This window comes from Glaciihabitans tibetensis (assembly GCF_003003265.1).
GTDB lineage: Bacteria > Actinomycetota > Actinomycetes > Actinomycetales > Microbacteriaceae > Glaciihabitans > Glaciihabitans tibetensis.
In genome coordinates this window covers 71,081-94,563 of sequence record NZ_PVTL01000004.1, presented here as the reverse complement: position 1 = coordinate 94,563, position 23,483 = coordinate 71,081, and the positions used below count along the sequence as shown (strand labels likewise).

The 23,483-nt window shown below is 61.5% G+C and carries 26 protein-coding genes and 1 pseudogene; 12 read left to right on the top strand and 15 right to left on the bottom strand.

All coding sequences use genetic code 11. From position 1 onward, the window contains the following. Positions 1–39: 39 nt before the first annotated feature. Positions 40–588, bottom strand: a pseudogene (locus B0I08_RS08550) (transglutaminase-like domain-containing protein); the annotation flags it as partial. 184 nt (positions 589–772) lie between these two features. Between B0I08_RS08550 and B0I08_RS08545 the strand changes: the two are divergent. Then, positions 773–1,369 (top strand): putative glycolipid-binding domain-containing protein, encoded by a 597-nt coding sequence (locus B0I08_RS08545; protein ID WP_106211830.1) that lies wholly within the window; start codon positions 773–775, stop codon positions 1,367–1,369. Here the strand turns inward: B0I08_RS08545 and B0I08_RS08540 are convergent. The 4 genes from B0I08_RS08540 to B0I08_RS08525 form a co-directional block, all read right to left on the bottom strand. Then, the gene (locus B0I08_RS08540; RefSeq protein ID WP_106211828.1) at positions 1,366–2,589 is read right to left on the bottom strand and encodes an MFS transporter; all 1,224 of its coding nucleotides are present in this window, start codon (positions 2,587–2,589) and stop codon (positions 1,366–1,368) included. The genes B0I08_RS08545 and B0I08_RS08540 overlap by 4 nt on opposite strands. Before the next feature lie 93 nt (positions 2,590–2,682). Further along, entirely contained in the window at positions 2,683–3,309 is a 627-nt protein-coding gene (locus B0I08_RS08535; protein ID WP_106211826.1) for a hypothetical protein, read from the bottom strand. A 42-nt stretch (positions 3,310–3,351) separates the two neighbouring features. Next, on the bottom strand, positions 3,352–4,140 hold the full coding sequence (locus tag B0I08_RS08530; RefSeq protein ID WP_106211824.1) for a transglutaminase-like domain-containing protein: 789 nt from the start codon (positions 4,138–4,140) through the stop codon (positions 3,352–3,354). 42 nt (positions 4,141–4,182) lie between these two features. Continuing rightward, positions 4,183–4,773 carry a YdeI/OmpD-associated family protein gene (locus B0I08_RS08525; protein WP_106211822.1) on the bottom strand — a complete coding sequence of 197 codons (591 nt, stop codon included), beginning with the start codon at positions 4,771–4,773 and terminating at the stop codon, positions 4,183–4,185. 212 nt (positions 4,774–4,985) lie between these two features. On the opposite strand from B0I08_RS08525, the gene B0I08_RS08520 reads away from it, so the two are divergent. Genes B0I08_RS08520 through B0I08_RS08515 form a run of 3 tightly spaced genes read left to right on the top strand, consistent with a single transcriptional unit; the run spans position 4,986 to position 5,988 of the window. After that, the gene (locus tag B0I08_RS08520; RefSeq protein WP_106211820.1) at positions 4,986–5,354 is read left to right on the top strand and encodes a hypothetical protein; all 369 of its coding nucleotides are present in this window, start codon (positions 4,986–4,988) and stop codon (positions 5,352–5,354) included. Then, the gene (locus B0I08_RS17575) at positions 5,254–5,589 is read left to right on the top strand and encodes a hypothetical protein (RefSeq protein ID WP_146134368.1); all 336 of its coding nucleotides are present in this window, start codon (positions 5,254–5,256) and stop codon (positions 5,587–5,589) included. The genes B0I08_RS08520 and B0I08_RS17575 overlap by 101 nt, the downstream gene beginning before the upstream one ends. 6 nt (positions 5,590–5,595) lie before the next feature. After that, complete coding sequence (locus B0I08_RS08515) at positions 5,596–5,988, top strand: hypothetical protein (protein WP_106211818.1); 393 nt, start codon at positions 5,596–5,598, stop codon at positions 5,986–5,988. 17 nt (positions 5,989–6,005) lie between these two features. On the opposite strand, the gene B0I08_RS08510 is transcribed toward B0I08_RS08515, so the two are convergent. Continuing rightward, positions 6,006–6,473, bottom strand: coding sequence for a VOC family protein (locus B0I08_RS08510; protein WP_106211816.1), 468 nt, complete (start codon positions 6,471–6,473; stop codon positions 6,006–6,008). 118 nt (positions 6,474–6,591) lie between these two features. Between B0I08_RS08510 and B0I08_RS08505 the strand changes: the two genes are divergently transcribed. Further along, positions 6,592–7,248, top strand: a complete 657-nt coding sequence (locus tag B0I08_RS08505; protein ID WP_106211814.1) for a histidine phosphatase family protein — start codon at positions 6,592–6,594, stop codon at positions 7,246–7,248. 105 nt (positions 7,249–7,353) lie between these two features. Here B0I08_RS08505 and B0I08_RS08500 read toward each other — a convergent pair whose 3' ends face one another. The 7 genes from B0I08_RS08500 to B0I08_RS08475 form a co-directional block, all read right to left on the bottom strand. Continuing rightward, positions 7,354–7,656, bottom strand: coding sequence for a hypothetical protein (locus B0I08_RS08500; RefSeq protein WP_146134367.1), 303 nt, complete (start codon positions 7,654–7,656; stop codon positions 7,354–7,356). Between the two features lie 180 nt (positions 7,657–7,836). Beyond that, complete coding sequence (locus B0I08_RS08495) at positions 7,837–8,262, bottom strand: hypothetical protein (RefSeq protein ID WP_106211810.1); 426 nt, start codon at positions 8,260–8,262, stop codon at positions 7,837–7,839. Between the two features lie 173 nt (positions 8,263–8,435). After that, complete coding sequence (locus B0I08_RS08490) at positions 8,436–10,016, bottom strand: RNA-directed DNA polymerase (RefSeq protein WP_106211808.1); 1,581 nt, start codon at positions 10,014–10,016, stop codon at positions 8,436–8,438. A 240-nt stretch (positions 10,017–10,256) separates the two neighbouring features. Then, the gene (locus tag B0I08_RS08485; protein WP_106211806.1) at positions 10,257–11,018 is read right to left on the bottom strand and encodes an SDR family NAD(P)-dependent oxidoreductase; all 762 of its coding nucleotides are present in this window, start codon (positions 11,016–11,018) and stop codon (positions 10,257–10,259) included. 33 nt (positions 11,019–11,051) lie between these two features. Beyond that, entirely contained in the window at positions 11,052–12,065 is a 1,014-nt protein-coding gene (locus B0I08_RS08480) for an acetamidase/formamidase family protein (protein WP_106211804.1), read from the bottom strand. A 118-nt stretch (positions 12,066–12,183) separates the two neighbouring features. Beyond that, entirely contained in the window at positions 12,184–12,453 is a 270-nt protein-coding gene (locus B0I08_RS17570) for a hypothetical protein (protein ID WP_146134366.1), read from the bottom strand. Between the two features lie 533 nt (positions 12,454–12,986). Next, the gene (locus tag B0I08_RS08475) at positions 12,987–13,388 is read right to left on the bottom strand and encodes a very short patch repair endonuclease (protein ID WP_106211802.1); all 402 of its coding nucleotides are present in this window, start codon (positions 13,386–13,388) and stop codon (positions 12,987–12,989) included. Between the two features lie 164 nt (positions 13,389–13,552). Between B0I08_RS08475 and B0I08_RS08470 the strand changes: the two genes are divergently transcribed. From B0I08_RS08470 to B0I08_RS08445, 6 genes are all read left to right on the top strand, one after another. Then, the gene (locus B0I08_RS08470; protein WP_106211800.1) at positions 13,553–14,959 is read left to right on the top strand and encodes a DNA cytosine methyltransferase; all 1,407 of its coding nucleotides are present in this window, start codon (positions 13,553–13,555) and stop codon (positions 14,957–14,959) included. After that, the gene (locus tag B0I08_RS08465) at positions 14,937–16,106 is read left to right on the top strand and encodes an MvaI/BcnI family restriction endonuclease (RefSeq protein WP_106211798.1); all 1,170 of its coding nucleotides are present in this window, start codon (positions 14,937–14,939) and stop codon (positions 16,104–16,106) included. The genes B0I08_RS08470 and B0I08_RS08465 overlap by 23 nt, the downstream gene beginning before the upstream one ends. Positions 16,107–16,250: 144 nt before the next feature. After that, complete coding sequence (locus B0I08_RS08460; protein ID WP_106211796.1) at positions 16,251–17,252, top strand: protein NO VEIN domain-containing protein; 1,002 nt, start codon at positions 16,251–16,253, stop codon at positions 17,250–17,252. A 320-nt stretch (positions 17,253–17,572) separates the two neighbouring features. Further along, the gene (locus tag B0I08_RS08455) at positions 17,573–18,712 is read left to right on the top strand and encodes a DUF262 domain-containing protein (RefSeq protein ID WP_106211794.1); all 1,140 of its coding nucleotides are present in this window, start codon (positions 17,573–17,575) and stop codon (positions 18,710–18,712) included. Then, entirely contained in the window at positions 18,712–19,200 is a 489-nt protein-coding gene (locus B0I08_RS08450) for a HEPN domain-containing protein (protein WP_106211792.1), read from the top strand. The genes B0I08_RS08455 and B0I08_RS08450 overlap by 1 nt, the downstream gene beginning before the upstream one ends. 123 nt (positions 19,201–19,323) lie before the next feature. Beyond that, on the top strand, positions 19,324–19,530 hold the full coding sequence (locus B0I08_RS08445) for a DUF4177 domain-containing protein (RefSeq protein ID WP_106212276.1): 207 nt from the start codon (positions 19,324–19,326) through the stop codon (positions 19,528–19,530). A 54-nt stretch (positions 19,531–19,584) separates the two neighbouring features. Here the strand turns inward: B0I08_RS08445 and B0I08_RS08440 are convergent, their stop codons facing one another. Together B0I08_RS08440 and B0I08_RS08435 are read right to left on the bottom strand one after the other, a co-directional pair. Then, positions 19,585–20,496: an MBL fold metallo-hydrolase gene (locus B0I08_RS08440; RefSeq protein WP_106211790.1), complete on the bottom strand. Its 912-nt coding sequence runs from the start codon at positions 20,494–20,496 to the stop codon at positions 19,585–19,587. Between the two features lie 38 nt (positions 20,497–20,534). Further along, positions 20,535–21,632: an NAD(P)-dependent alcohol dehydrogenase gene (locus B0I08_RS08435; protein WP_181243345.1), complete on the bottom strand. Its 1,098-nt coding sequence runs from the start codon at positions 21,630–21,632 to the stop codon at positions 20,535–20,537. Positions 21,633–21,850: 218 nt separating this feature from the next. Between B0I08_RS08435 and B0I08_RS08430 the strand changes: the two genes are divergently transcribed. Then, positions 21,851–23,392, top strand: coding sequence for an ABC transporter substrate-binding protein (locus B0I08_RS08430; RefSeq protein ID WP_181243343.1), 1,542 nt, complete (start codon positions 21,851–21,853; stop codon positions 23,390–23,392). Positions 23,393–23,483 lie beyond the last annotated feature (91 nt).

The following is a 23,483-nucleotide window of genomic DNA, read 5'->3' as shown; positions in this document are numbered from 1 at the left end:
CGCAGTCATCACTGGCTATGAAGGTCGGAAGAAAGTACCTCACGCGAGCTTCACCATCAGGTTCACGTCGTCGCGGGGGAGTTCGTCGACGACCGCGCCGACCTCCATCTTGTGGATGGAGACCGCGCCACCTCGGGTGGACAGAAACGCGGTGTCGGAGGCGTCTCGTCCGGTAGCGATGCGCATGAGCGATTGACGGGGTGCAAGCGTTGTGGCATCCACCACATGCCAATCGCCGTCGACGAAGGCCTCGGCGACCGCGTGGAAGTCCATCGGGTAGAGCCCGGGCGCATAGACGGAGACCAGGCGGGCCGGCACGTCGAGTGCGCGCAGCAGGGCGACGACGAGGTGCGCGTAGTCGCGGCAGACACCCTGGCGGGCGAGCATGGTTGCGACTGCGCCATCGGTCGGGGCGCTGGAGCCGGGCACGTAAAACAACTGGGATCCGACCCAGGAGCTGACTGCCGCGAGCAGGTCGCGGCCGGTGAGACCGCGGAACTGGTTGCGGGCGGTAGGTCCGAGGGTGTCCGACTCGCAGTACCGGCTGGGACGGATATAGCGGAGTTCGTCGAGTTCATCGATCTCGGCCGTGGCGAGCGCGGCATCCACAACACCGGGACCAACTAGCCGCGTGCGCGAACCCGTGCGACAGCATCAGGCGAGGTTCACCGTGAGGTTCACGTCGTCGCGGGGGGTCGAGGAATAGGCCGCACGACGCCGTATCTTGCGAGACGCCGTATCTTCCGAGCGCCGGACAGGCGAAACTGGACCGGTGACACACCACCTACTCACGTGGTCCGGAGTCGACGATCCCACCCGCGTTGACCATGCCTCTGTCGAGCTGGGCCAGACATCGATGCGCGCCATTGGAGGTGCCGTCGCTCAGGACGTTTCGTCCAGTTGGGAGCTGGATGTCGGTATCGGCTGGGTCACCCGTGCCCTTCGCGTGACCACGCGCGGCTTCGGATGGGCGCGCTCGTTGGAACTCACCCGATCCGCGACCGGTGAGTGGGCCGCGCAGTCGACCGCCTGGGGTGACGCCGATCTGCCGCTACCGGGGCTTGCTGATCCCGGAAGCGTGGCCGGCGCGGTCGACTGCGACCTGGGCCTCTGCCCCGTGACGAACACCATGCCGATCCGCCGACTCGATCTCCTCAACCGCGATGTGGACGAGACACACCTCGTAATGGCCTGGGTAGAGATGCCCTCGCTGCGAGTTTTGCGCAGCGATCAGCTCTATTCGTCGGGTGCCCGAGGTGACCGCACCCATGTTCGATATCAGAGCTTCAGTCGGGATTTCGATGCCAGCCTGTCAGTAGACGCCCACGGTCTCGTGGTCGACTATCCCACCCTCGCCCGCCGCGTCTAGCGCGCAGGCACAACGGGTCGGCGGTCGGCAAACACGCGTAGCCCGAGGGCGGCGAATAGCGCCGCCAGCACGCCCAGCACCGCCACGAACGCCACCGTCCACGGCCAGCCGAACTCGTCGAACACCACCCCCGCGAGCCAGCCGAAGAGCGCGGTGCCGCCGAGCCACGACAGTTGGTAGAGCGCGGTGGCCTGCGACCGGCCGAGCTGGGCGCGCACGCCGGACTGGCCGCTGGCGACCGGGTGCGCCGTAAAGCAGCCGACCGTAAAGATGACGAGCCCCGCGATCACGCCGATCAGGGTCGGACTGAGAAGGAGCGCAAGGCCCACGAGCATCAGGGTGATGCCCGCCAGAATGACGCGGAGGGCGCCAAACCGGGCGACGCGGCCGCCCGCGAAGCGGCTCGCGGCCGTGCCGAACAGGTAGGCGGTGAACAGCAGCCCGACGAGAGTGGCCGGAACCTCGTAGGGCGGCAACTCGAGGCGGTACCCCAGATAGTTGTAGATCGCACCGAACGAACCCATCAGGAAGAACCCCTGCGCGTACAGCCCGAGCATCACCGGGTCGCGCAGCTGGAACAGGATGCGCGTGCGCATGGGATACGGCGACGTGTCCCCGCCAGCGGGGCGTCGAGTGCGGGGGATCAGGACAAGGAACGTGATCGCCGCGATAACAGAGAGCCCGGCGATCACGAGCATTGCCGTGCGCCATCCGACAATCTCCGACAGAGGCCCACCGAGCAGCCGGCCGGTGATGCCGCCGAAGGTGTTGCCCGAGACGAAGATGCCCGCGGCGACCGCGACGCGGGACGCGGCGAGCCCCTCCGCGAGGTACGCGACGCTCACGGCGGGCACAGCTCCCAGGGCGACTCCGAGCGCGACGCGGGCGATGATCATCGTCTCGAACGTGGGCAGTATCGGCACCACGAAGGCGATGGCCGTGGCGGTGACGATGCTGATCTTCATCGCCTGCACCCGGCCGATACGATCGGCAATCCACGCCCAGATGAGAACGGATGCAGCGACGCCGAGTGTTGCTGCAGACACCGTCAGCGCGGCAGCAGAAGCCCCGAGGTCGAAGTCATCGCTGATGGCCGGCAGCATCGCCTGCGCGCCAAAGATCTGCGCGAACACCGCGAAGCCCGCCGCGAAGAGAGCTATTGCGACCCGACGAAAGCTGGGGGCGGAGTCTGGTGTCAGAGCGGAGTTAGCGGGAGGCACGGAACCTCAAGTCTATTGCTCGACGTTCGCCTGCCTTTTCGCTGGTTACGAGAGCTTCACCATCACTGAGGCGACGCTACCGCGTCCGCGCGGTCAGCACGGTTCGTTGTCGCTCTTCTGATCGGAGATAAACCAGTCGCCCATGCTCGGAAGGTAGTTGATGGTGAACGTCGACAGAGTGCGAGGAAATTGGGGCCGCGGCGCGGGGCTGCCGTCGGGGAACGTCATCGTGCGCGGCGAGCCGTCGAAGCAGGTGGTGATCGTCGCAGTCCCGAAGGGAACAGCGGTATCGCCCTCGACCCCGTCTGAGATGGAACTCGCCGTCACCGTACTGATCGCATCGCCGGTCATCACCATTTTGTTGTCCGAAATGTTTTTCGCGCCGTCCATGAAGAGTTCGAGTTGCGGGGAGACCGCGACCTGGTTGATCCGTTCCGGCGACACCCCGCCCTCGCCCAGAATCGTGTTGAGTACCACGAAGTATTCGGCGAGCTTGGCCTCGGCAGACTCGAGCGCGTGCTCCTCGCTTTCGGGCGGAGCATCCAACGCAGGGGGCGCGGTCGCCGTCACCGCCACAGAAGGTTCGCTGGACGAACCTGCGGCATCGTTCGACCCTGCAGCGCATCCGGCGAGGAGCAGGGTCGCCGTGACGACACCGGTGAGCGCGAGCAGAGTCCGACGAGCGAAGGCGCCTGATTTCGTGACTGCGGGGGATTCCATAGTGGTGAGGTTATCCCACTTATTGATCCGGATTGTTGCTGGTTACGCCAGCTTCACCATCAGGTTCACGTCGTCGCGGGGGAGTTCGTCGACGACCGCGCCGACCTCCATCTTGTGGATGGAGACCGCGCCACCTCGGGTGGACAGAAACGCGGTGTCGGAGGCGTCTCGTCCGGTAGCGATGCGCATGAGCGATTGACGCGGTGCAAGCGTTGTGGCATCCACCACATGCCAATCGCCGTCGACGAAGGCCTCGGCGACCGCGTGAAAGTCCATCGGATAGAGCCCCGGTGCATAGACAGAGACCAGGCGGGCCGGCACGTCGAGTGCGCGCAGCAGGGCGACAACGAGGTGTGCGTAGTCCCGGCAGACGCCCTGGCGGGCGAGCATCGTGGCGACGGCGCCATCGGTCGGGGCGCTGGAGCCGGGCACGTAGAACAGCTGGGATCCGACCCACGAGCTGACGGCCGCGAGCAGGTCGCGACCGGTGAGCCCGCGGAACTGGTTGCGCGCGGTGGGTCCGAGGGTGTCCGACTCGCAGTAACGGCTGGGACGGATGTAGCGGAGTTCGTCGAGTTCATCGATCTCGGCCGTGGCGAGCGCGGCATCCACCTGCACGGTGTAATCGACGACCACCCGGCCCGCTTCGGCCTTCACCAGGTGCAGGCGTGTGCCGTGCTGGTCGGTGACCTCGGAAACCTCCAGCGGAGAACCGTTCTGGATGACGGTCAGGGTTTCGTGGTGTCCACTGCCGGCAACCGCGACCGAAAGGATCAGCTGGGCGGGCGACGAGACGTCGAGTTCGAGATGGGAAAACGCGCTGCGTACCATTGCTCAAGTTTGACATGGGGCGGGCGGTTTGTCGCCGATTGACTACGGCGTTCGCCGCCACTGGTTTGCTCGTTGGTTCAGGGCCGCCAGCCGCGCGGTTTCAGCGATCCGTGCCTCCCGGGTTGCCGGGCGTTTGGCCTGCACGATCCACTCCAGAATTCCTCGACGCGCTGAGCGAGGGAACCCGTTCCAGTTGGAGCGCGCCGGTGGATTGTGGTCGAACGCATCGTCGAGGTCGTGGGGCACAACGAGATCCTCGACTTCGTCTAACGCAAACCACGAGCCGTTGTCGATGGCACGCGCGACAGCCAACTCTCCAGCTTCAGTCATCAGACCCTCCCGCCGGAGTTGATCGATCCGGTTCTTGTTCGGGCGGGACCACGCGCTGCCGGGTTTGCGGACGGAGAAGTACAGAAGCGTTCGTTCGTCGTCGAGTTTCTGCGGTTTGCTATCAACCCACCCCACCGCCAGCGCCTCGGACACCGCTTCGTCATAGGTAAGAGCGGGGCGACCGGTGGCCTTCTTCCACGAGACAAGCCACACCGCGGACTGGGTGTTGTGGTTGGCGAGCAACCATTCACGCCACTCCGAGCGCGTTTCGGCATGTACTCTCGGGGCCGATGCCAGTTGCATTTGTCCTCCCTGACGGACTCCACCTCCGAGTGTCTCCGCGTCGGAGTGAGGTGTCAATCCTTCTCGATCCTCGTTGTTCGCCTCGGTCGCGGCATCTCGAACTACTCCGAATGCAGTAGTCGAACGCGGTCCGGCTGGACGATTCGCGATTGGCGGCGCAGTACAAGACTCGTCTCAGCTCGAAGAACACTCGTGCGGGAAGAGGAACACTCGTGAAAAAGATCCGGTCAGGCCAGGCGTATCTCTACAGGAACGGCGGACTCCGCAGCACCGTCCTCGACGTGCGCATGAAGGACAAGGTGCGCGGCGACCTGCTGCGGCGGGCGCTCGAGAAAGCGATGCTGCGCTACCCGTACCTGGGCAGCAAGCTCGTCGAGAAGGACGGCGACTTCTACATCGCTGACAACCTGCTGCCGGTCGCCTTCGCAAAGACCGCGAAGTTGCGCGCCCTCGGCGGCATCGAGGTGAACTACCACCTCATTGACGTCACCTACACCGACAACAGCATCCTCGCTGCGGTACAAAGCGGTTCTCGATTCGACGGGCGTCAGGCTTGCGGGCGAGCCGCTTCTCGAAGGTGAGACGGATGAACCCTTCGCCCAGTCACCCTACGAAGTCGGCAACGCTCCGCTCCCGCAGGTAATCAAAGACGGGTACGTCCTTCCGGAACACTCCGACCCCGTCGACGCCTACTACCGCTCCGAGATCACCATCGGTCGCGAGCAGTTCCTGGCGGTCGCGAAAGCGAACAACGCGACGCCCGCGATTCTGGTATGCAGAGCACCGGATGCGATCCGAAACGCCGCGAACATTTAGATCGGAATGAGCAACAAACTCGACCAGCTGAAGACCCTCGCCGAGAAGAAGCAGATGCTGTCGTTCTTCGACAACCTGCGCATCGACACCTTCGTGATCAGCTACCTCGGTCAGCTCAACTTCGGCGACGCCGCACGGTACGTCGAGTCGGTGCACCTGTACAGCAGCGGCAACCACGGACTCATCCTGAACATGCTGTCGGCGGGGGAGCACATCACGATCGACGTGCTGCAAAGCTTCGCGTCGGAGCTGTTTTTCGAGGAGTTCGTGCGGACGCTGCAGTCGTATGGCCTCGACCACACCGCGACGGGGAAGATCGCGTTCGCCACAACTCCCGACAAGGCGTCTGTCCCGGCAGGTCGGCAGGCCAAGAAGTACTACCTCCCCTTCGAGAACTGAGGTTCGTTTCTCAGGGATCAAGCGTTCTCGAGCTCGGCAATTATGATCTTTTTCTGCCGCATCATCACCTGTATCTGCTCCGGGCGACGGATCAAGTCGCCCATGTTCGCAGGGATGATCTGCCAGCTGAGGCCGAACCGGTCCTTGCACCATCCACACTGCTCCGACTCGGGGACGTGCGAGAGCTGTGACCAGTAGCGGTCTATTTCCTCCTGGTCCCTGCACGAGACGACGAATGAAATCGCCTCGGTGAAGGTGAAGTCCGGCCCGCCGTCGAGACAGACGAAGTCCACGCCGTTCAGTCGGAACTGGCCGTTCACCACTTTTCCGGCCATCCCAACGAAATGCTCGTCCAGTGACTCATCGGGATACTCGTCAATCGACAGGATTTCGGAGTTCGGGAACACGCTGACGTAGTACTCCATCGCCTCGCGGGCCTGATCGTTGAACCACAGACACGGCTGAATGAATGAGAGCTCGGCCATGAGAACCTCCTCGTTCGCACTTGCGGTAGGTCCAAGCTACGCGGATGCAGCAGCGCTGGCGAGGCCGGATGTCGCGTGATCGGATCGCACAATCGTCCGGAAATACTACTGTTGCCATATGTTCTCAAACGACCCGCTGCCCAGCCACCCCGCTCCGGACAACCCGTCAGGCAAGCTGATTCTCTTGCGTCATGGAGAGACGGAGTGGTCGAAGAGTGGCAAACACACCGGGCTCACGGATATACCCCTTACTGCTCGGGGCGAGGACCTCGCCCGCGGCGCAGGCAAGCTAGTAGCCGATTACGACTTCTCACTCGTGCTGACCTCGCCCCTGCTGCGTGCGCGGCAAACGGCTGAGCTCGCGGGCCTTGACGCCGAGGTCGACCCGTTTCTCGTTGAGTGGGACTACGGCGGGTACGAGGGGCGCACGACGCGCGACATCCGCAGCGAGCTCGGCTACAACTGGAGCGCATTTACCCACGGAGTGATTCGTGGTGACACTCCCGGCGAGACGGTCGAGGAGGTAGCCGCCCGTGCATCGCGGGTGCTCACGCGGGTGCTGCCTGCGATGGAGAAGGGAGATGTTGCCCTGATTGCGCACGGCCATTTCCTGCGCATCCTGACCGCCGTGTACCTGAGACTGGCCCCGCGATTCGGTGCTCAAATCACGCTGGATGCTGGATCAGTCTCCGTGCTCAGCTACTACCGCGAGCAGCCTGCCATCCTGTCGTGGAACTACGGAGCCGAACTGCCCATGGAGCCCTCGGAGTCCTGAGGCGCGATAGCGAAGATCCCACGCTTAGGTGGATGTTGAGTTCCACTACGCCTTAGTCGACGGTTGCGGCAACACGACGTTTCCGAGACCCTGGTTTGTTGCTACTCACCATTGAGTTGCGAGGTGGATGTCGCTGCCGCCCGCGTCCACCTCGCCATCGCGCCCCTCCTGCCCGGAGAAGTCAAAGGACCCTTCGTCCGAGCGATGGATGAGTTCGGCGACACCCCGGCCGTGCAGACCGTCCGGGACCGCTACTTCCTCCAGGAAAGTGGCGAGCCGGTCAGCTTCTTCTTTTGCACCGGGATAAACGTCATTCGGGACCAGCCTGTAGCCTCTGCTACGCCGAATAATGCCATACCGACCATCTTTGTCGCGCTTCTTCCATCGAACACTATCAAGATGGTTCATCCGGACGCTGATACGCGTATTGTTTGCAGAAAGGTAGTCCATTTGACGGGGGACAGGCGGGTGACCTCGGCCCGGATCCCGCCAGAGTTGCGGGATGCAGGAGGCGTTCTGAGTAAATTGTGCGGCAGGCACCGAAGCTGCCGCTTCTCGATGATCGCTGTTGACCGTAGAGCCGCACCTCTAACTGCTATCGCCCGTCTTTGCTTGGACGAGCCCGTCGACCTCGGTGATTAAATTTACGCAGGCTATTTTGACGTCCTGTATATTCGCGTCCTCGAGAACTACGCGATCGCCAATGAGGTGAATATTGGCGAGGCCGATCTTTGTGATTGTTGATTGGCGCTTGGCGCGCTGGAGTCTGGTTAGCTGACCGAGCCCGTGAGCAATGGCGTTGCGAACCTCAATCAGGTGATTGAGTGGGGTCCAGTTCGGCTTTATTCCATACCAAGTCTTATACGATTCCTGAATCGTCGGCCATGTGCTCACCGCTGAACTTGATGCCTTGTCCCAGATGAGGCCGCGGATGAAATTGCCTGTTGGCGAGACCTCGACTTCCGCCAAATCGAGGAGTCTATCGACACAGAAGGCTTCGGTGATGGAGATCATCCGTAAGAATGTTGCTTGGTGTTGGACCTGCGCACCATCAAAATGCGGCGGTGCTAATCGAGCCGGTGCGTTTGCTCCTTGGGTCGAAGTGACCTGAACCCTGTGGAGTCCAAGCGTCTGATTCAGAAGGCGGCAAGCGGCTTCCGCTCGCGTTCCAAGGACCGTTGGCAGGCTCACGGTTCGAGCGTTCTCAGGAGTATGCGCTCAATCTGGTCATCGGCAATCGATTGGGCCGTTTCAAGCTCAGCCCGGCCAATCCCCCACAACATCAGCGAGCGCCATGCGGGCCCGGTCTGGTCCAGTGCGGCCGTGAGCTTGCCCACGTCGCCTCGACGCAGCCTGCCAAGTGCCGCTGCCGCCGTCGCTGCGAGTGCCGGACTCGCGTCGGACACACACTCTCGTAACCACGCGTAATGTGCGTGCTCATTAGAACCTGGGCGAATGCTCCCGGCCGCTTCCGCTAGCCAAATCTTCTGCCACAAGCTGATGTCCTGTTTCTTGACTATTTCGTCCAGCTGGAGGCGAAGCTTCGTTCTCGCTGCGGGGCCGGTGGCCGCGAGTTCGGTGATATAGGTGCTGATGTGAGGAGTGAGAGCTGGCTCAAAACGCAGCAGTTGTGAAAGGTAGGCTACGGGCTGCTCTTCGCCAGAACGGCCCAGGATGGGAAGAGCTCGCCTGAGGAGCGTCTCTGTGATGGCGGCCTCGATAGTGGACTGCTTCTCGTCGGACTCGTCTTCGTCTAACCAGATTTCCCATGCTTTCCGCGCAGCGCGGCTTTGTGCGTCGTCAAGGTTGGTGGCTTCATCCGGCGGCTGGGATGTCAACACTTCTTCCTCAAAGATGGGCTGTGCGACGGAGGCAGCCAGGGTCAGTGGCGTGTCCGTCGCATCCTCATCGTTGTCGTCTGCGTAGTCATCTAGAAACAAGAGACCCCAGTCCTCAGCGGGAACATTGCTCTCATCGAACAATCGCTCTTCTGCCTCCGTGAACGCATTGAGCGACCTAGCGTAATGTGGGGCGGTGTAGGTGAAGGTCTTCGCTTCATTGAGAATGAGGCCAAGTGACCGGACCTCGCGTGCGCAAGTCTCGAGCGCCTCCCGGGCGTGACCAAGTGATGGTGACGCGATGCGGAAATCGTCCGAATAGGTGGTCACTTGATAGCCAGCACGGCGCATGCGCCGCCGAACTAAATCAATGTACGTATCGCCTAATATGTCACTCGCTCGGTGGATCTGCGGGAGGCCGACTCGACGGCCCATTACCCGAAACAAGAGCTTCATTAACGCGGCGATTGCCGGTGCTTCCCCTGTCTGAGCCTCTAATTCATCCGAGAGTCTGTCATGATCCACGTACTCGTAGAAAGACGCAACGTCAGTCTTGCTGACGTACTGCACTCCCTCAACATTCAAGGGGGACTTTCTGAATTCCTCGTGTGGCGTCCGTGTGACGAGGCGCGTCGGTAAGGACTCAGCGATCAGTTCGACGAGCGCGCGATACAAGACCTTGTCCCGCAAGGTCAATTCGCTGATGGGGCGTTGCCCCTTTCGGTTTTTGTCAACGAATATGATCTCCGCCAAATCACCGTATTGCCCCTTGCCATACTTAGTCCGAAACTGACGGCCGACATCGTCGGCGTGCGCCGAAAGCGCAATACGATCGGGCCTGCGCGGCATTAGCCGATTGAATGTTGTCAGTTCTAACTCGACTGCGCGCTTGAGGTTTAGTCGTCCAAGTAGCTCGGGGGAAACGTTCATATGCTCATCATTCCCTAACGGCTAATTGACTCAAGACGTCAGGTCGTCTCGGCCAAGCCTTCGACCGCGTCTGCCAGAACTTTTTGATGGCACTTGCTGCTTCGCCCACCCAGGGATGCGACTCACGAAAGCCCACCCCGGTAGCGGGCGGCCATCGGGCAAGTGGAGTTTGTTAGAGGGCCTACGAAGACGGATGCTCGGCAACTACGGCGCCGCTATCTTCGGCGCCCAAAAAGTTCGCTACAGCTGCACCCCGCGCGTAAGCGCACCATCCACAACAAGGTTCGTACCGGTGACAAAGCTGGCCGCCGAGCTCGCCAGGAATACTACGGCGTTGGCGATCTCGTCCGGACGAGCCATCCGTCCGGTCGGATTGAGCGCGAGCGACTCCGCGAAGAGCTGTGGGTTGTTCGCCTCGATCGACTGCCAGACGCCGCCCTCGAAGTAGGTGTTGCCGGGGCTGACGGTGTTCGCGCGGATGCCCTTCGACGCGAGCTGGTAGGCCAGGCCCTGCGTGTAGTGAATGATCGCGGCCTTCATGGTGCCGTACGGGCCGACCGTGAAGTCGATCTCCCGCCCTGAGACGCTGGAAATCGTGACGATCGCTCCAGCGTCGCTCGTCGCCAGGTAGGGGAGCGCGGCGGTGGCGAGCCCCACGGTTCCCATCAGGTCGACGTCGAAGGAGGTGCGCCAATTGTCGGGGTTCTCGGGAATCGCGAGCGCGCTCACGTTGGCCACCACTACGTCGATGCCGCCGAGGGCTTCTGCGGTTGCGTCTACCCAGAGGGCTAGGGCTTCGGCGTCCCCGACATCCACCTTCGATCCCACCGCGACGCGGCCGTCGACGGAGAGTTCCTCGGCCAGCTCGTGGGCGGCGACCCCGTCACGCGCGCAGAACGCGACCGTCGCGCCCTCGGCGAGGAAGCCCTCCACGATGGCGCGGCCGATTCCGCGGGTTCCGCCGGTGACGAGCACGATCTTGTTGGTGAGGCCAAGGTCCATCGGGTGGTTCTCCAGTTCTAGTTCTAGTGCGAGTTAGTAGGTAATCGTGCCGAGCGTGGCGGCGGTGTTGCTGAGGTGCGCGTGCATCCCGCCGAACGCGGGGGAGACGGGCAGTAGGCGCTTGTCGATTTTGGTGACGGCGCTGTAGTTGGTGTCGACCACGTTCGCGATCGGCACCTCGGAGATCTGGCTGAGCAGCTGGTACGAGTCGAGGCGATCGAGGCCGTGGAGTTCCGACATCCAATCGATCATGTCGACCTGCCCCGCACGCCACGCCTCCTCGAGCGGACGTCCCGACCCGATGGACGAAAGGTGGGTGTCACTCTCGATGCGCGGCCAGCCCGGGCCGCCGCCCTTGATCAGGTCCACGATGATGGTGACGTTCATCGCGCCCTCGACCGCGGTGCCGCACGACTCGCCCTCGCCCTGCCGGTAGTGCCCGTCGCCGAGCGACAGCAGCGCGCCCTCGACGTTGACGCCGAGGTAGCAGGTGGAGCCGGCCCGCATCTCGGGGGTGTCCATGTTGCCGCCGAACCGCTCGGGAACCAGCGAGGTGCGCACCTCATTCGCCGCCGGGGCGACGCCGACGGTTCCCAGCATCGGGTTGGCCGGCAGAGCCACGGTGAAGTCGCTGCCCTGGGCCGCGAAGCCCACGGTGTGGTTGGCGGAGTCGTACTCGTAGATGTAGGTGCGTTCGTCGAGCGGATGCTGCAGGCTCGGGCTCTGCGGCGTGCTACTCAACCCACCGAAGAAGGGAATCAGCGCCGAAGCACCCCAGCTGCGCGCCGGAGTGAGATCGACGATGTGCACCGCGAGGGTGTCGCCCGGTTCTGCTCCCTCTATATAGAAGGGACCGGTCTGCGGGTTGAGCTCGTGGGCCACCAGGGAGCTGCTGGCGTGGTCGTTGCGCGAGGTGATGCGGCCGCAGTAGGCGTCCTCGGTGAACAGGCTCAGAATGGTTCCGGGCTTCACCCGCATCACCGGCGCGACGCCGCCGAACGTGAAGCTGTATTGGCTTGGTGATGGGGTGAAGCTGACGATGCTCATGGAACTCCTCGATCGGGATGAATCGGGTGCGACAAACGCCGTGCTGCATGAATCTGGTGGTCAAAGCCTGACACATCTCGTGTGACAGGGACATTTCCGACCACCAGCTTGCGATACGTCATCGGAAGCGGGTCATCATCATCGATTCGTGCTGGTTGCGCAGCTCCTCCAGCTGCCGGCGGGCGTTCTGCGCCTCCGGGCTGAGGGTCGCTCGCGTGCGTCGCTCGGCGCGAGTGGGTCGGCGGCCCCACCGGATCAGCGCGACACCGAGGTGTAGTGCGGCCCGGTCGAGCAGACCAACCCGGCGAACCGGGTGAGGCTGAGGGGTGTGGACAGGTTGAGGGGGATGGGCGTGCAGTACTGGCGCGGTCGCCAGAGGGGTTTTCATGATGGTGGATTCCTTATGTGAACCGAAGAGTGGTGGCGAATCCGGGCACGCCGAAGAAGCGTGCGGGCTCGCCGAATAGAGGTGGCCGCAGGGGCGGCCAAGCGTGACGCGCGAGTACGCGGCACGACTGAGGTGGTAGACCTACGGCAGGCGAACGCAGAGACCTGCGGATGCTGCCTGGTCGAGCTTCGAAAGCGTCACCACCGACTGGACCGGTGAGTGACTACCGGCTGATCAGGCGGAGAAGACGCCGACGAAGCCGGCGGCGGTGGGAAGTACGGATGCATTTCTGTTCGTAATCACGCGAGGCTCCTTTCGTTGAATGGCGTTGCTTCAAACTAGTGGAGAGCGTGAGGAAAGCGCAACTGTTTTGAGATTGCGTGATACATGGCCATTAGTGATTCCTGTCTTCCAATCCTGGGCTCACGGAAGGCCTGTATGGCACGGCAGTAAATCCTTCAACTGTCATGACCCCATCCGCCGTCGGAGCAGAAGTTGAAGTGATCGGACACGCCGGGGGGGGACCTGCATGGTCAGTCCCGTGAGTGCAGGAAGAACTCAATGGACGAAAGCGTGGCTGCGCGGGTACTCACGCGACGGATGTCGCTGTCCCAGACCCGCATCACGGCCCACCCAAGAACAGCGAGTTGCGCATTCTGATCAGCATCACGTTGCATGTTACGTCGGAGTTTTTGCGCCCATTTGCTCGCGTCCCCGTGCGTTTCAACCACTCGGTCGAGCTCTCTCCCGTGCCAGAAATCACCGTCGATGAATAGCGCGAGCTTCTTGCGGGGCTTGGCGAGATCTGGCGTGCCGGGCGCCCTTTTGTAGTGCGATTGATAGGTGATGCCCGCGGATTTCATCGCTGCAAACACGATGAGCTCGGCGCGGGTATTCTCCGCTCGTATCCGGGACATGAGATAGCTGCGCTTCATCGGGTCGGTCGTAAGGTTTGGCACCTAACAAGTCTGGGCGTCGGTCCCTAGGCGCGCAATATCGTGCGCGAGGATGTCACGCGGCGGATGTCAGGGGCATCGACGATACTCTCGACTGTGGGCCGGCGCCGTAATGACCGTTGGCTGAACCAAGAAGAGGAATTTTGTACAACTACGTCGATCTATTTTCCGGGTGCGGTGGACTCTCGCTAGGCATCGAACGAGCCGGTGGTCACCTTCAGCTGGCCGTCGAAAAGTCCGACATGGCGGCCTACACTTTTTACGCGAACTTCGTGGATGAGACTATCGACGATTCGAGCTGGCGGGCTTATCTTGCACGGTCAGTAGAAGAGCAGGTCGAATCGACGGTTGCAGTAACCCCATTGCGCGATGTCCTCGACAGTCCAGCCGCCATGGCACGAATATTAGACGCAGGTGTTGACGTCGTAGTTGGTGGACCCCCGTGTCAGGGGTTTTCGCTCGCCGGGCGCCGTAACCCCCATGACGTCAGGAATACGCTTCCTTGGGAGTACCTCGAATTTGTAAATCGAACGTCTCCACGGATGGTCGTGATTGAGAACGTTGTCGGGATGAATCACAAGTTCGCGAACGACGAGGATGCTCCTTTCGTGCAGCTTCAGCAGGCTCTGCGTGACACAGGCCGCGGCTACATAGTTCAAGGTGTAGCGGTCAACGCACTTCACTACGGGGCACCGCAGAACCGCCCCCGTCTCATGATCATCGGCCTCAGATCCGATGTAGCGTCCAACCTCGGAGTTGCCTCGTCAAACGCGCTTTGGAGGTCGGGGTTTGTTGACGAGATTGACATGCACGACATACCGGCCCTTGCTCCCATTCCGACGGTCGCGAGGCATAGCTCGCCGACAATCGCGGACGCGATCGGCGATCTCCAGCATGTACTACCCGCGCCCCACAACGCGCGAGCAGCCGCGTTCCGAAAAGTGACCAAGTCGCGTCGAGTCTGGGGTCTACCGCGGAGCGCGAAATCGGTTGACCCCATCGCGAACCAGCAGCCAAGGAAACACTCCGACAATACTCAATCTAGATTTCGCGTTTATCAGTGGCTGAGCGCGAATGGACTACCACCTCGACTCCTGTCCCAGCTCTCCTCCGGTAATTCGCTGCTCGAAGCCCGGGCGCTCGAAGACATTTCCGCAGCCAACTTTCCGGCGACCTCGCCCGACGGTACGGTTTTGGCTCACAACGCCGACGAGATGCTTGTGCTCATGCAGCGGCTTCGCACGAAGAAGCACACCCAGAAGGCGCTTAAGTGGAATGAGCCGGCCCGGACGGTTGTGACTTTGCCCGATGACTACGTGCACCCAAGTGAGCCGCGTATTTTCACGGTGCGTGAGATGGCCCGGTTTCAGGGATTTCCGGACGACTTTGAGTTTCGAGGGAAGGAAACGACGGGTTCGTTGCGACGCAGATTCGAGGTTCCGCAATACTCGCAGGTAGGAAACGCAGTCTCGCCGTTTTTGGCATTCGCCGTGGGACAGATGATTGAACAAACCGTGGGGGACATAAGTGAGGTTGCTGAGTCAGCTTGAGATTGCTCGCCTATCGGTACTAACAGAGGCTGGTGTCGAGTTCGGTTTACTGGAGCCGACGGCGATCGCGTTGCGCAAGAGCATTATCGACGCGGTGTCAGACTTCCGACGTTTCTTGCTTCTGGCCGGAGTACATGACTTCGATTTGCAGCCCCAGGGGCCAACCTCGAAGAGAATTGTTCCTGCGATCCTCCTGACGGACGGCAACAATTTTGTCCGGGCGAACGCGTCGCTGTATCGACCGGTCACGAAGGCGGGTGATCCTCGAGTCTGGTTTTCGAGACTCAGCAATTGGGCAGATGCAGGTGACATTCTGGCTGTCGCAAACGACGGCGATCAGCTCGTAATTTTCAATCTGACCCGCGTGGACCTGCTGAGGTATTCCGAGACCTCGGGGGCATTGAGTGAGTTCTTGGCCCCTTTCAGGCGCCGGAAGTTCAGCGTTGTGGATGAGTTGCTCTCAGCGCTGTCGGCTATTTCGTCGAAGGGATTCATCGAAGGAATCGGAAGCGCGGATACGACTGTAGGCATGTTGCTGGAGGCCGAGCTCGGAATCGCCGCAAATTCAAGCAAGTCACCCGACTACAAAGGCATTGAAATCAAAGCCGCGCGCGGCGGCCGCGGAAACCGCCACAACCTCTTTGCCCGCGTACCGAATTGGGAAATCAGCGCGCTCAAAAGCTCTCGTGAGGTGCTCGATCAGTTCGGTTACGTCAGAGAAGGGCGACTTCAGCTCTATTGCACGGTGGCTTACGACCGGCCTAACCCGCAAACTCTTTTCTTAGATGTCGCGCTCGACGAACTCGTCGTCAGGGAACGCTCCACTCGTCTTCAAGCCAGCGAGGTCATATCTTGGGAAGTTGCAGCGCTCGAAGGAGCGTTGCTTGCGAAGCATGCGGAGACTTTCTGGGTGACGGCCGAATCGCGTCGAAGCGGTTCCAATGAACAGTTTCACTTCACGAAAGTGGAGCACACCGCTGATCCGATCGTCGAGCAGCTGGTTCCCCTGATCAAGAGCCGTGACATCACGCTTGATCATTTGGTCAGGGAGAAGAACGGGGCTGCTGCGGAACGGGGCCCCCTCTTCAAGTTGAAGCATGGGAGCCTGCCGCTACTCTTCCCGCCGTCCAAGGAATATTTCCTCTAGCTGCTAGGGAATCCGGTCTGGACTGGCTGGCCAGCCCGCTACAAGATGAGCCGCACGACGCAAATCGGTCAGGTGTGAGCATGGGAATATTTCGTTAAATTAGCCGTAAGCTGAGTCTTGATCACCTAACCCTAGGTGGTTGCGATGGTGACGGAGATATCGGCTGCATGGCCGGGGTTCTCGTTGATCGAGAATTCGGAGTGTGCGCACATCAGAGCATTGACGTTGGCGGAGGCCGCCCGGCTTAACAACTTGGAAGCTGTGGGTGGGTTAGTAGCAGTGTTTTCTCCCACTCTCACTGGTTTCGACAAGCAGATCCATGACGCGACGATCCCGGTGAGACAGATGCTGCTGCGCGCCGGAATCATCGATTACGACCGGGAGTCCCATGCGACGCCCGTACTTGTGCGCGTAGTGCTCGTTGTTGACGGTGGAGTCACCGTCGCAGCGGATGCAAAGTTTTATAGAACCGCACGTGGAGATCGTCGGATGAGATTCAGCTCTCTCCGGGCAATTGCCAATGCGGACGACGCGATCGCGATTGTGAGTTGGAAGTCTGTCCTTTGGCTATTTAACTTGTCCGCCGGAACTAACGGCGAACGTCCGGCGGGCCTAGATGTCGATGGACGATGGGCTAGAACGACCGCACCGATGAAGGCGGACGGGATCGAAGGAGGGGTGACGCCGGACGTGCCAATGCGCATGGATGGCGTTGATGGGGAATCGGTTGTGATTGCGCACGGTTTCAATCCGAGCTCGGCAGAGCGAAAGGCAATCGAGACGCAAGCAATGCATCTGGCACTCAACTACCTGATCACGCTGGGGTTTGAGGTGGAAGACGTCGGAGACACTTCGTCCTATGACATACACGCCGTCAATGGCGAAAAAACGCTCTGGGTCGAGGTGAAGGGGACCACAACCGCAGGCTCGAATGTGATTCTGACCAAGAACGAGGTTGCACTTCATCGAGACGTATATCCGCACAACATGCTGATAGTTGTGAGCAAGATACAACTCGTCCGCCGAGGTTATGATTCGACCGCATCGGGTGGGCACCTCTCCGTCGTGTCCCCGTGGGACATCATGAAGAATTCACTAACGCCCATCTCCTACTTGCACGAGGTCCCGACCGGAGAACTTGTTTGAACGAATGTCTTGGGCTCGCGAACCTCCGTCCTGACCCCGGAGAGCGGACCGAATTGCGCATCGGTGTGTGAAGGGACTGTTTGTTGACCTCGATTGCGATTTGACGAAACAGGTTCAGTATCTCGACCGCAAGAGTCTTGCCCCGAGACGGAAGCGGATGATGGCAGCTGCCGCCGGAGCCCCCGCGCTGCGCGCCTTCGATTACTTTGACCTCGACTGACCTGCCGGCTCCCAAGTTGCATTGCTCATTCAAACAAAATCGTCGGGTTGACCGCCGCTACGATCTACCAAAAGAAATACACTCCAGATTGGGAGACAGCATGACCGACGACAGCGCGCTTTCGGAACCATCGAGCGATGACCAGATAGCTCAACCAGACGAAGATGTGGTTGACGTCGATCAGCTCGAGGAGGTCCTCACCGCCGCTTATGACATAACTTCTTATGGAGCGGATTATCCCGTTGACGGCCTCATAAAGCGCATGGACGCAAATGACATCGTCATCCCATCGTTTGATCCCGCATACACCGAATCGGAGGACGTTGGAGCGTTCCAGCGGGGATTCGTATGGTCGCGTCCGCAGATGGATAAGTTCATCGAAAGCCTGCTGCTTGGTCTTCCGGTACCCGGCATCTTTCTTGTCCGAGATAAAAAGAATCGTCTGCTAGTCCTCGACGGACAACAGCGACTCCGTTCGCTCCAGTACTTTTACTCGGGTTACTGGGGCGACCAGAGGTACAAGTTGAGACAGGTGCAGAAGCCTTTTGCCGGCCAGTCGTACGCCGAGCTCGATCCCGAGGATCGGCGACGTCTGGACGACAGCATCATCCACGCGACGGTACTTCGGCAAGAGACGGCCGCCGGCTCTCAGAGTGCCGTGTATTCAATCTTTGAGAGGCTGAACACTGGAGGCAGCCCTCTTCAGCCTCAAGAGATACGGGTGGCACTTTTTCCCGGACCATTCCTGAGTGGGCTAAGCAAGCTCAATGACGACCTCGGGTGGCGAGCTCTCTATGGTGCGAAGTCTCCTCGCCTTAAGGATCAAGAACTGATTCTTCGAAGCCTTGCCTTGTTGGAAAATACTGTCCCTTACGCGAGGCCACTAAAGGGATACCTCAACGATTATCTAGAACTCAACCAGCATGTAAAACTAGACGCGACGACCGCGCTTGGGAACCTATTTAGCCAGGCCATGACGCTACTGTCGGCGAATGTCGGGCCACGTGCGTTTCGACCGGTGCGGCCCGTAAACGCTGCTGTCGTTGACTCCCTTTCAGTGGGCCTCATGCGGCGTCTTCTCGTTGGCCCGATAACAGATCCACCTTCGCTGGCGGCGGCATACGACGTGCTTATCGCAAAAACGACCTACCGAATTGCGACAACTAGTTCGACCGCCGCTGAGGACTCTGTTACGACCCGCATATCAGAGGCGGAAGCTGCATTCGCTTCCGTCCGATAATGCGCGGCCTGGCAGAGGTGGACCGTCGCCACAAAAGGTTGGCGGCGGCATTTCGCAGCCTTGATGGACTTGATCTCCCTTCGGAGGTGCTGGCCCATTACGCAAAATATTTGTGCGTGCTGGTTGCTGGGTTCGCCGAACAATCAGTCAAGGAACTCATCTCGGAGTACGCTCGGCTGCAATCTTCTGAAAGAGTTCATCGCTATGTTTCGGCCCAACTGAAGCAGATTTGGGGGCTCGATGCTACGAAGCTGCAGCGGATTGTGGAGGCGCTCGATGCGGCGTGGTGGGCTGAACTATCTACGGAGCGACCCGAGGAGCTGGCATCGTTGGCCAGCGTCGCAAGCGTACGCAACTTGATCGCCCACGGTCAGGACTCAGGTATCACCTTGGGAACGATTTCTTCCTATTTTACTGACGTCAATGCACTGGTGCGGCATCTAAGCCGTCTATTGGGGGACCCGCAGGGGGGCATATTGAAGCCGTGAGTACTCGCGGGTCTGGGGACGCGAAGCCCGCCGATACTGCAGACGATGTTCAAGCGTTTGTAATAGTCAGCTAGCGCCACAAGGGCGTGTGAGAAGAAACGCGAGGCAATAATGGCAAACGGTATGAACTACGTAGTACTCCAGATCGTGCTCAAGGAAAAGTTCATGGGCACCGGCTCCGGCAATCTCGTGGAGTTGGAGAACGCGATCAACGCGCAGGCCGCGCTCGGCTACCGTCTCCACACAATCACGACCGCGGCGTCGGGAAGCAAGGGCTTCGGCGGCGGCGATCGTATCCAAGCGACACTCGTGTTCGAACGACTCGTGTAGAGCCAAGAGCGATGACGGGCGCCGTGGCATCCGCCTTCGATGAATTTGAAGGTCTTAGGGTGTTTCGCCTGGTTGGATCGGGATGTCGGGGGCGGCCACACGGAACTGGCCGTCGGGCGTCCGCTCGATGTACAGCAGGTCGTGCGAGGCGACGTGGCCGGCGAGCATCGGGATGCCGGTGTCCGCGCATTCCGCGAGCACGCTCCGCCGGGTGTCTTCCGCGACTTGCCTGAGTGAGCAGAAGCTTGACGTGAGCCAGGGGAACGGAACCTGGAGCACGTGGTGAAGAGCGTCGCCGGTGATGAGGGCGAGTGGCGTCGACGATTCGGGATCACTGATGCGGGCAATCATGTGTCCTGGAGTGTCGCCGGGGGCGTGCACGAGCTCAACTCCGGGGCAAATCTCGTAGGGGAGCGGCACAATGTCGGCCACGCCCGCGTCGAAGACCGGGGTGATCGAGTCTGCGCGAAAGTCGCCGTTGCGCTCGAGCATGACGGTCGCGGCGTCGCTGGTGATGAACTCTCGGTCGAGCTCGTTAAACAGGTAGCGGGCGTTCGGGAACGTCGGTACCCACTCGCCCTCCTCATTCATGACGGTGTTCCAGCCCACGTGGTCACAGTGCAGGTGCGTGCTGACCACGAAGTCGACGTCTGCGGGATCGACGATCGCGGAGAGTTCGTCGAGCCAGGTGGTGGAGAGCTGGTTCCAGATGCTGCGGGCCCGCGGCTTGTCGTTGCCGACGCCGGTGTCGAACAGGATGACCGTCTGGCCCCGCCGCACCAAATAGCTACTCGACGACATCACCAGCTGATCGGATGACGGGTCGTAGTCGAGGGGTCCGAGCTCGGCAATCTGGGGGCGAAGGCGATCGGTGTCGAGGAACATTTCGGTGACGGGGAGCATCGGGATGCGGTACTCCTCGATGCGGTAGATCTCGGTGTCGCCCTGGCGCAGGATCGGTTGCATGCAATTCTCCTTCGTCTGGTCTGGCGTCTGGTCGGGGGTTAGTCGGGCATCACGAGCACGGGCTTGACCGCCTTGCCCGTCTTCATGTCGGCGATCGCTGTCGAGATGGCATCGAAGGGGTACGTGGTCACGAGCTTCTCGAGGGGGAAACGACCGGATCGATGCAGGGCGATGAGCTGGGGGATCGAGTGCGAGGGAACCGAGTCCCCTTCCAGTACCCCGACCACGCGTTTGCCGACGAGTCGTGACAGAGGTACGGAATCGTCGCCACGTCCGCTCGCGATCATCGCGAGCGTGCCGCCGAGGCGCAGGGCCTCGAGGGAACGTTCGATGACGCTCGGTGCACCCGTCGTGTCGATGACGGCATCGGCCCCGGCCGGCGCGAGCCTGCGCACGACGTCGCGGAGGTCCTCCGTTCGGCCGTCGACCACTCGGGTCGCCCCGACTCCGCGTGCCACCTCGAGCCGACTTTCAGTAATGTCGACCGCGATGATGTGCTCGGCGCCGCTGACGACCGCGGCCATCACCGCGGACAGCCCGACGGCACCAACTCCGTTCACGACGATGGTGTCACCCGGACGGATGTCGGTGTTGCGCCAGACCGCGCCGGCGCCCGTCTGAACGCTGCATCCGAGCGGCGCTGCGAGCTCGAAAGGGAAGTCGTCGGGTATGCGCGCAACCGCATCCGCCCGCACGAGCGCGTGGGTGGCGAAGGACGATTGACCGAAGAACGACCCGTACAGGGCCGATCCGTCCGGTGAACGGAGCGCTGGCGTTCCTGGCTGCGGTTGCGCACCGAAGTTCAGCGCGAGCGAACTTGCGCACAGCGCCGGGTGCCCCGAGTCGCAGGCCGCGCAGGCGCCGCAGGAGGCGAACGACAGCGCCACGCGATGACCCACCGCGACCGACGTCACGGCGGCGCCGACCGCCTCGACGATCCCCGCACCCTCGTGGCCGAGCACGATGGGCGTGGGTACTGCCCGATGGCCGCCGGCCACGGCGATGTCGGTGTGGCAAATCCCGACAGCGCGAATTCGCACGCGAACGTCGAACGGGCCGGGGTCGGGTACCTCGACCGGGGTGAGCACGAAATCGGCTCCGTGCTCGGTGATGACTGCCGCTGTAGCGAGGACCATGGGGCTCCTTCGTGACGGTGAGAAACGCCGAGCGCGCTCCGTAACGTGACTTCTAGCTTCGTCGAGCCCTGTTACCCCCATGTTTCGTTGCATGCAGTTTTGTTTCCAGAGTGTGAAATAAAGGGCCTTTCGACCCGAATTGCATGCAAACCGGGCTAACGTCCCTCTCAGATCCCTTCCCCGCACAACACCGCACCCACGTTATGGAAAGGACGCACATGCGTTCTCGGAAGCTCCGCGTCACGACGGGCGTCGCCATCTTCGGCGTCGCTACCCTCGTGCTTACCTCCTGCTCAGGAACCACCAACGCCTCGAGCACTGACGGCTCGTTCGAGGTGACAGCAGCCTCGTTGGAAGGCGCGCCGACCTTCGACCCGGTGATGTACATGAACGGAGCCGCGTACGACTACGCCGCGGCGGCCTACGAGACTCTCGTGATGTACGACGACGAGGGGAACCTGCTCCCCGGCATCGCCACAGCGTGGGAGTACACAACACCCACCGAAATGACCATGGACATTCGTACGGATGTCGTCTTCGAAGACGGATCGGGTCTTGACGCCGAGCTCGTCGCAGCCAACCTCGAGCGCTACCGAACGACGCCCGGCACCTACCAGGCGCGCCTCAACTCGATTGACACCATCACCGTGGTCGACGAAGACTCCTTGTCTCTGACGCTGAACACGGCAGACCAGTCGCTGCCGCAGGCGTTCTCACTCAGCGTCGGAATGATGGTGAGCCAGGCAGCGATCGACGATCCCGACCTGCTGCTGACCGACACGTACGGGTCGGGACCATGGGTTCTCGACAGCTACGCCGAAGACTCCGAGTACCACTACATCCGCAACCCCGAGTACTCGGGCCCCCTCGACGTGGCGGTAGACGAGCTGAACTTCACGGTCATCACTGACCTGACCGCACAGCTCAACGCGCTCCTCGCCGGTGACGTCGACCTCATCTCGGCTCAGTGGAGCCAGCGCGAGACGGCCGAAGCCCAGGGCTTCGCCGCCCTCAGCAGCGAGTCGAATGTCGGCGGAATCTGGCTGTTCGACCGGGCCGGCGCAGTTGTCCCCGCCCTCGCCGACGTGCGTGTTCGCCAGGCGATCAACTACGCGATCGACCGCGAAGCTGTCGGCACGGCGTTGTGGAGCGAGTACCAGCGGCCCAGCTCGGCCGTCTTCGGTATCTACACCACCGCGTACGAAGAGTCCCTCGACGACTACTACGAGTACGACCCCGAAAGGGCGATGGAACTGCTCGCCGAGGCCGGCTACCCGGATGGTTTCGACCTGCCGATCCTCGCTCGCAGCATGTTCGGCGAGATCCAGCGTCTTGAGGCGGCACTTCCGTACCTCGAGGCCATCGGCATCAACGCGACGGTAGAAGACCGCACCAACGACTACTTCGACGCGATGACCAACCAGGAGTACGGCGCAGCACAGGGCCAGCAGAACGGCGGAACGAACTCCTACGTCAACATGAGCAACATGCTCGCCCCCAACGCGCAGCTCAACCCGTTCGAAACGGTAGACCCGGCCCTAACTGCTCTGATCCAGGATGCAGCGGGCGAGTTGGAAGAAGACGCAGCCGCTACGAAGTGGCAGGCCGTCAACGAGTGGGTCGTCGAAAACGCCTGGTTCGCCCCCGTGGCGTTCTATCACACGCACACCGCGTGGAACGACGACAAGCTCGACGGCGTCTCGTTCGCCGCGGGCCAGACCTACCCGCTGCCGTTCGAATGGCGTCCGGCCGGCGAGTAGTTCTAACCCCGGGGGCGGGCGGCAACCTAGCTGCCCGCCTCCGTGCCGCGGGATCCCGCACCAACACCAGATACCGACCGCAGATACCGAC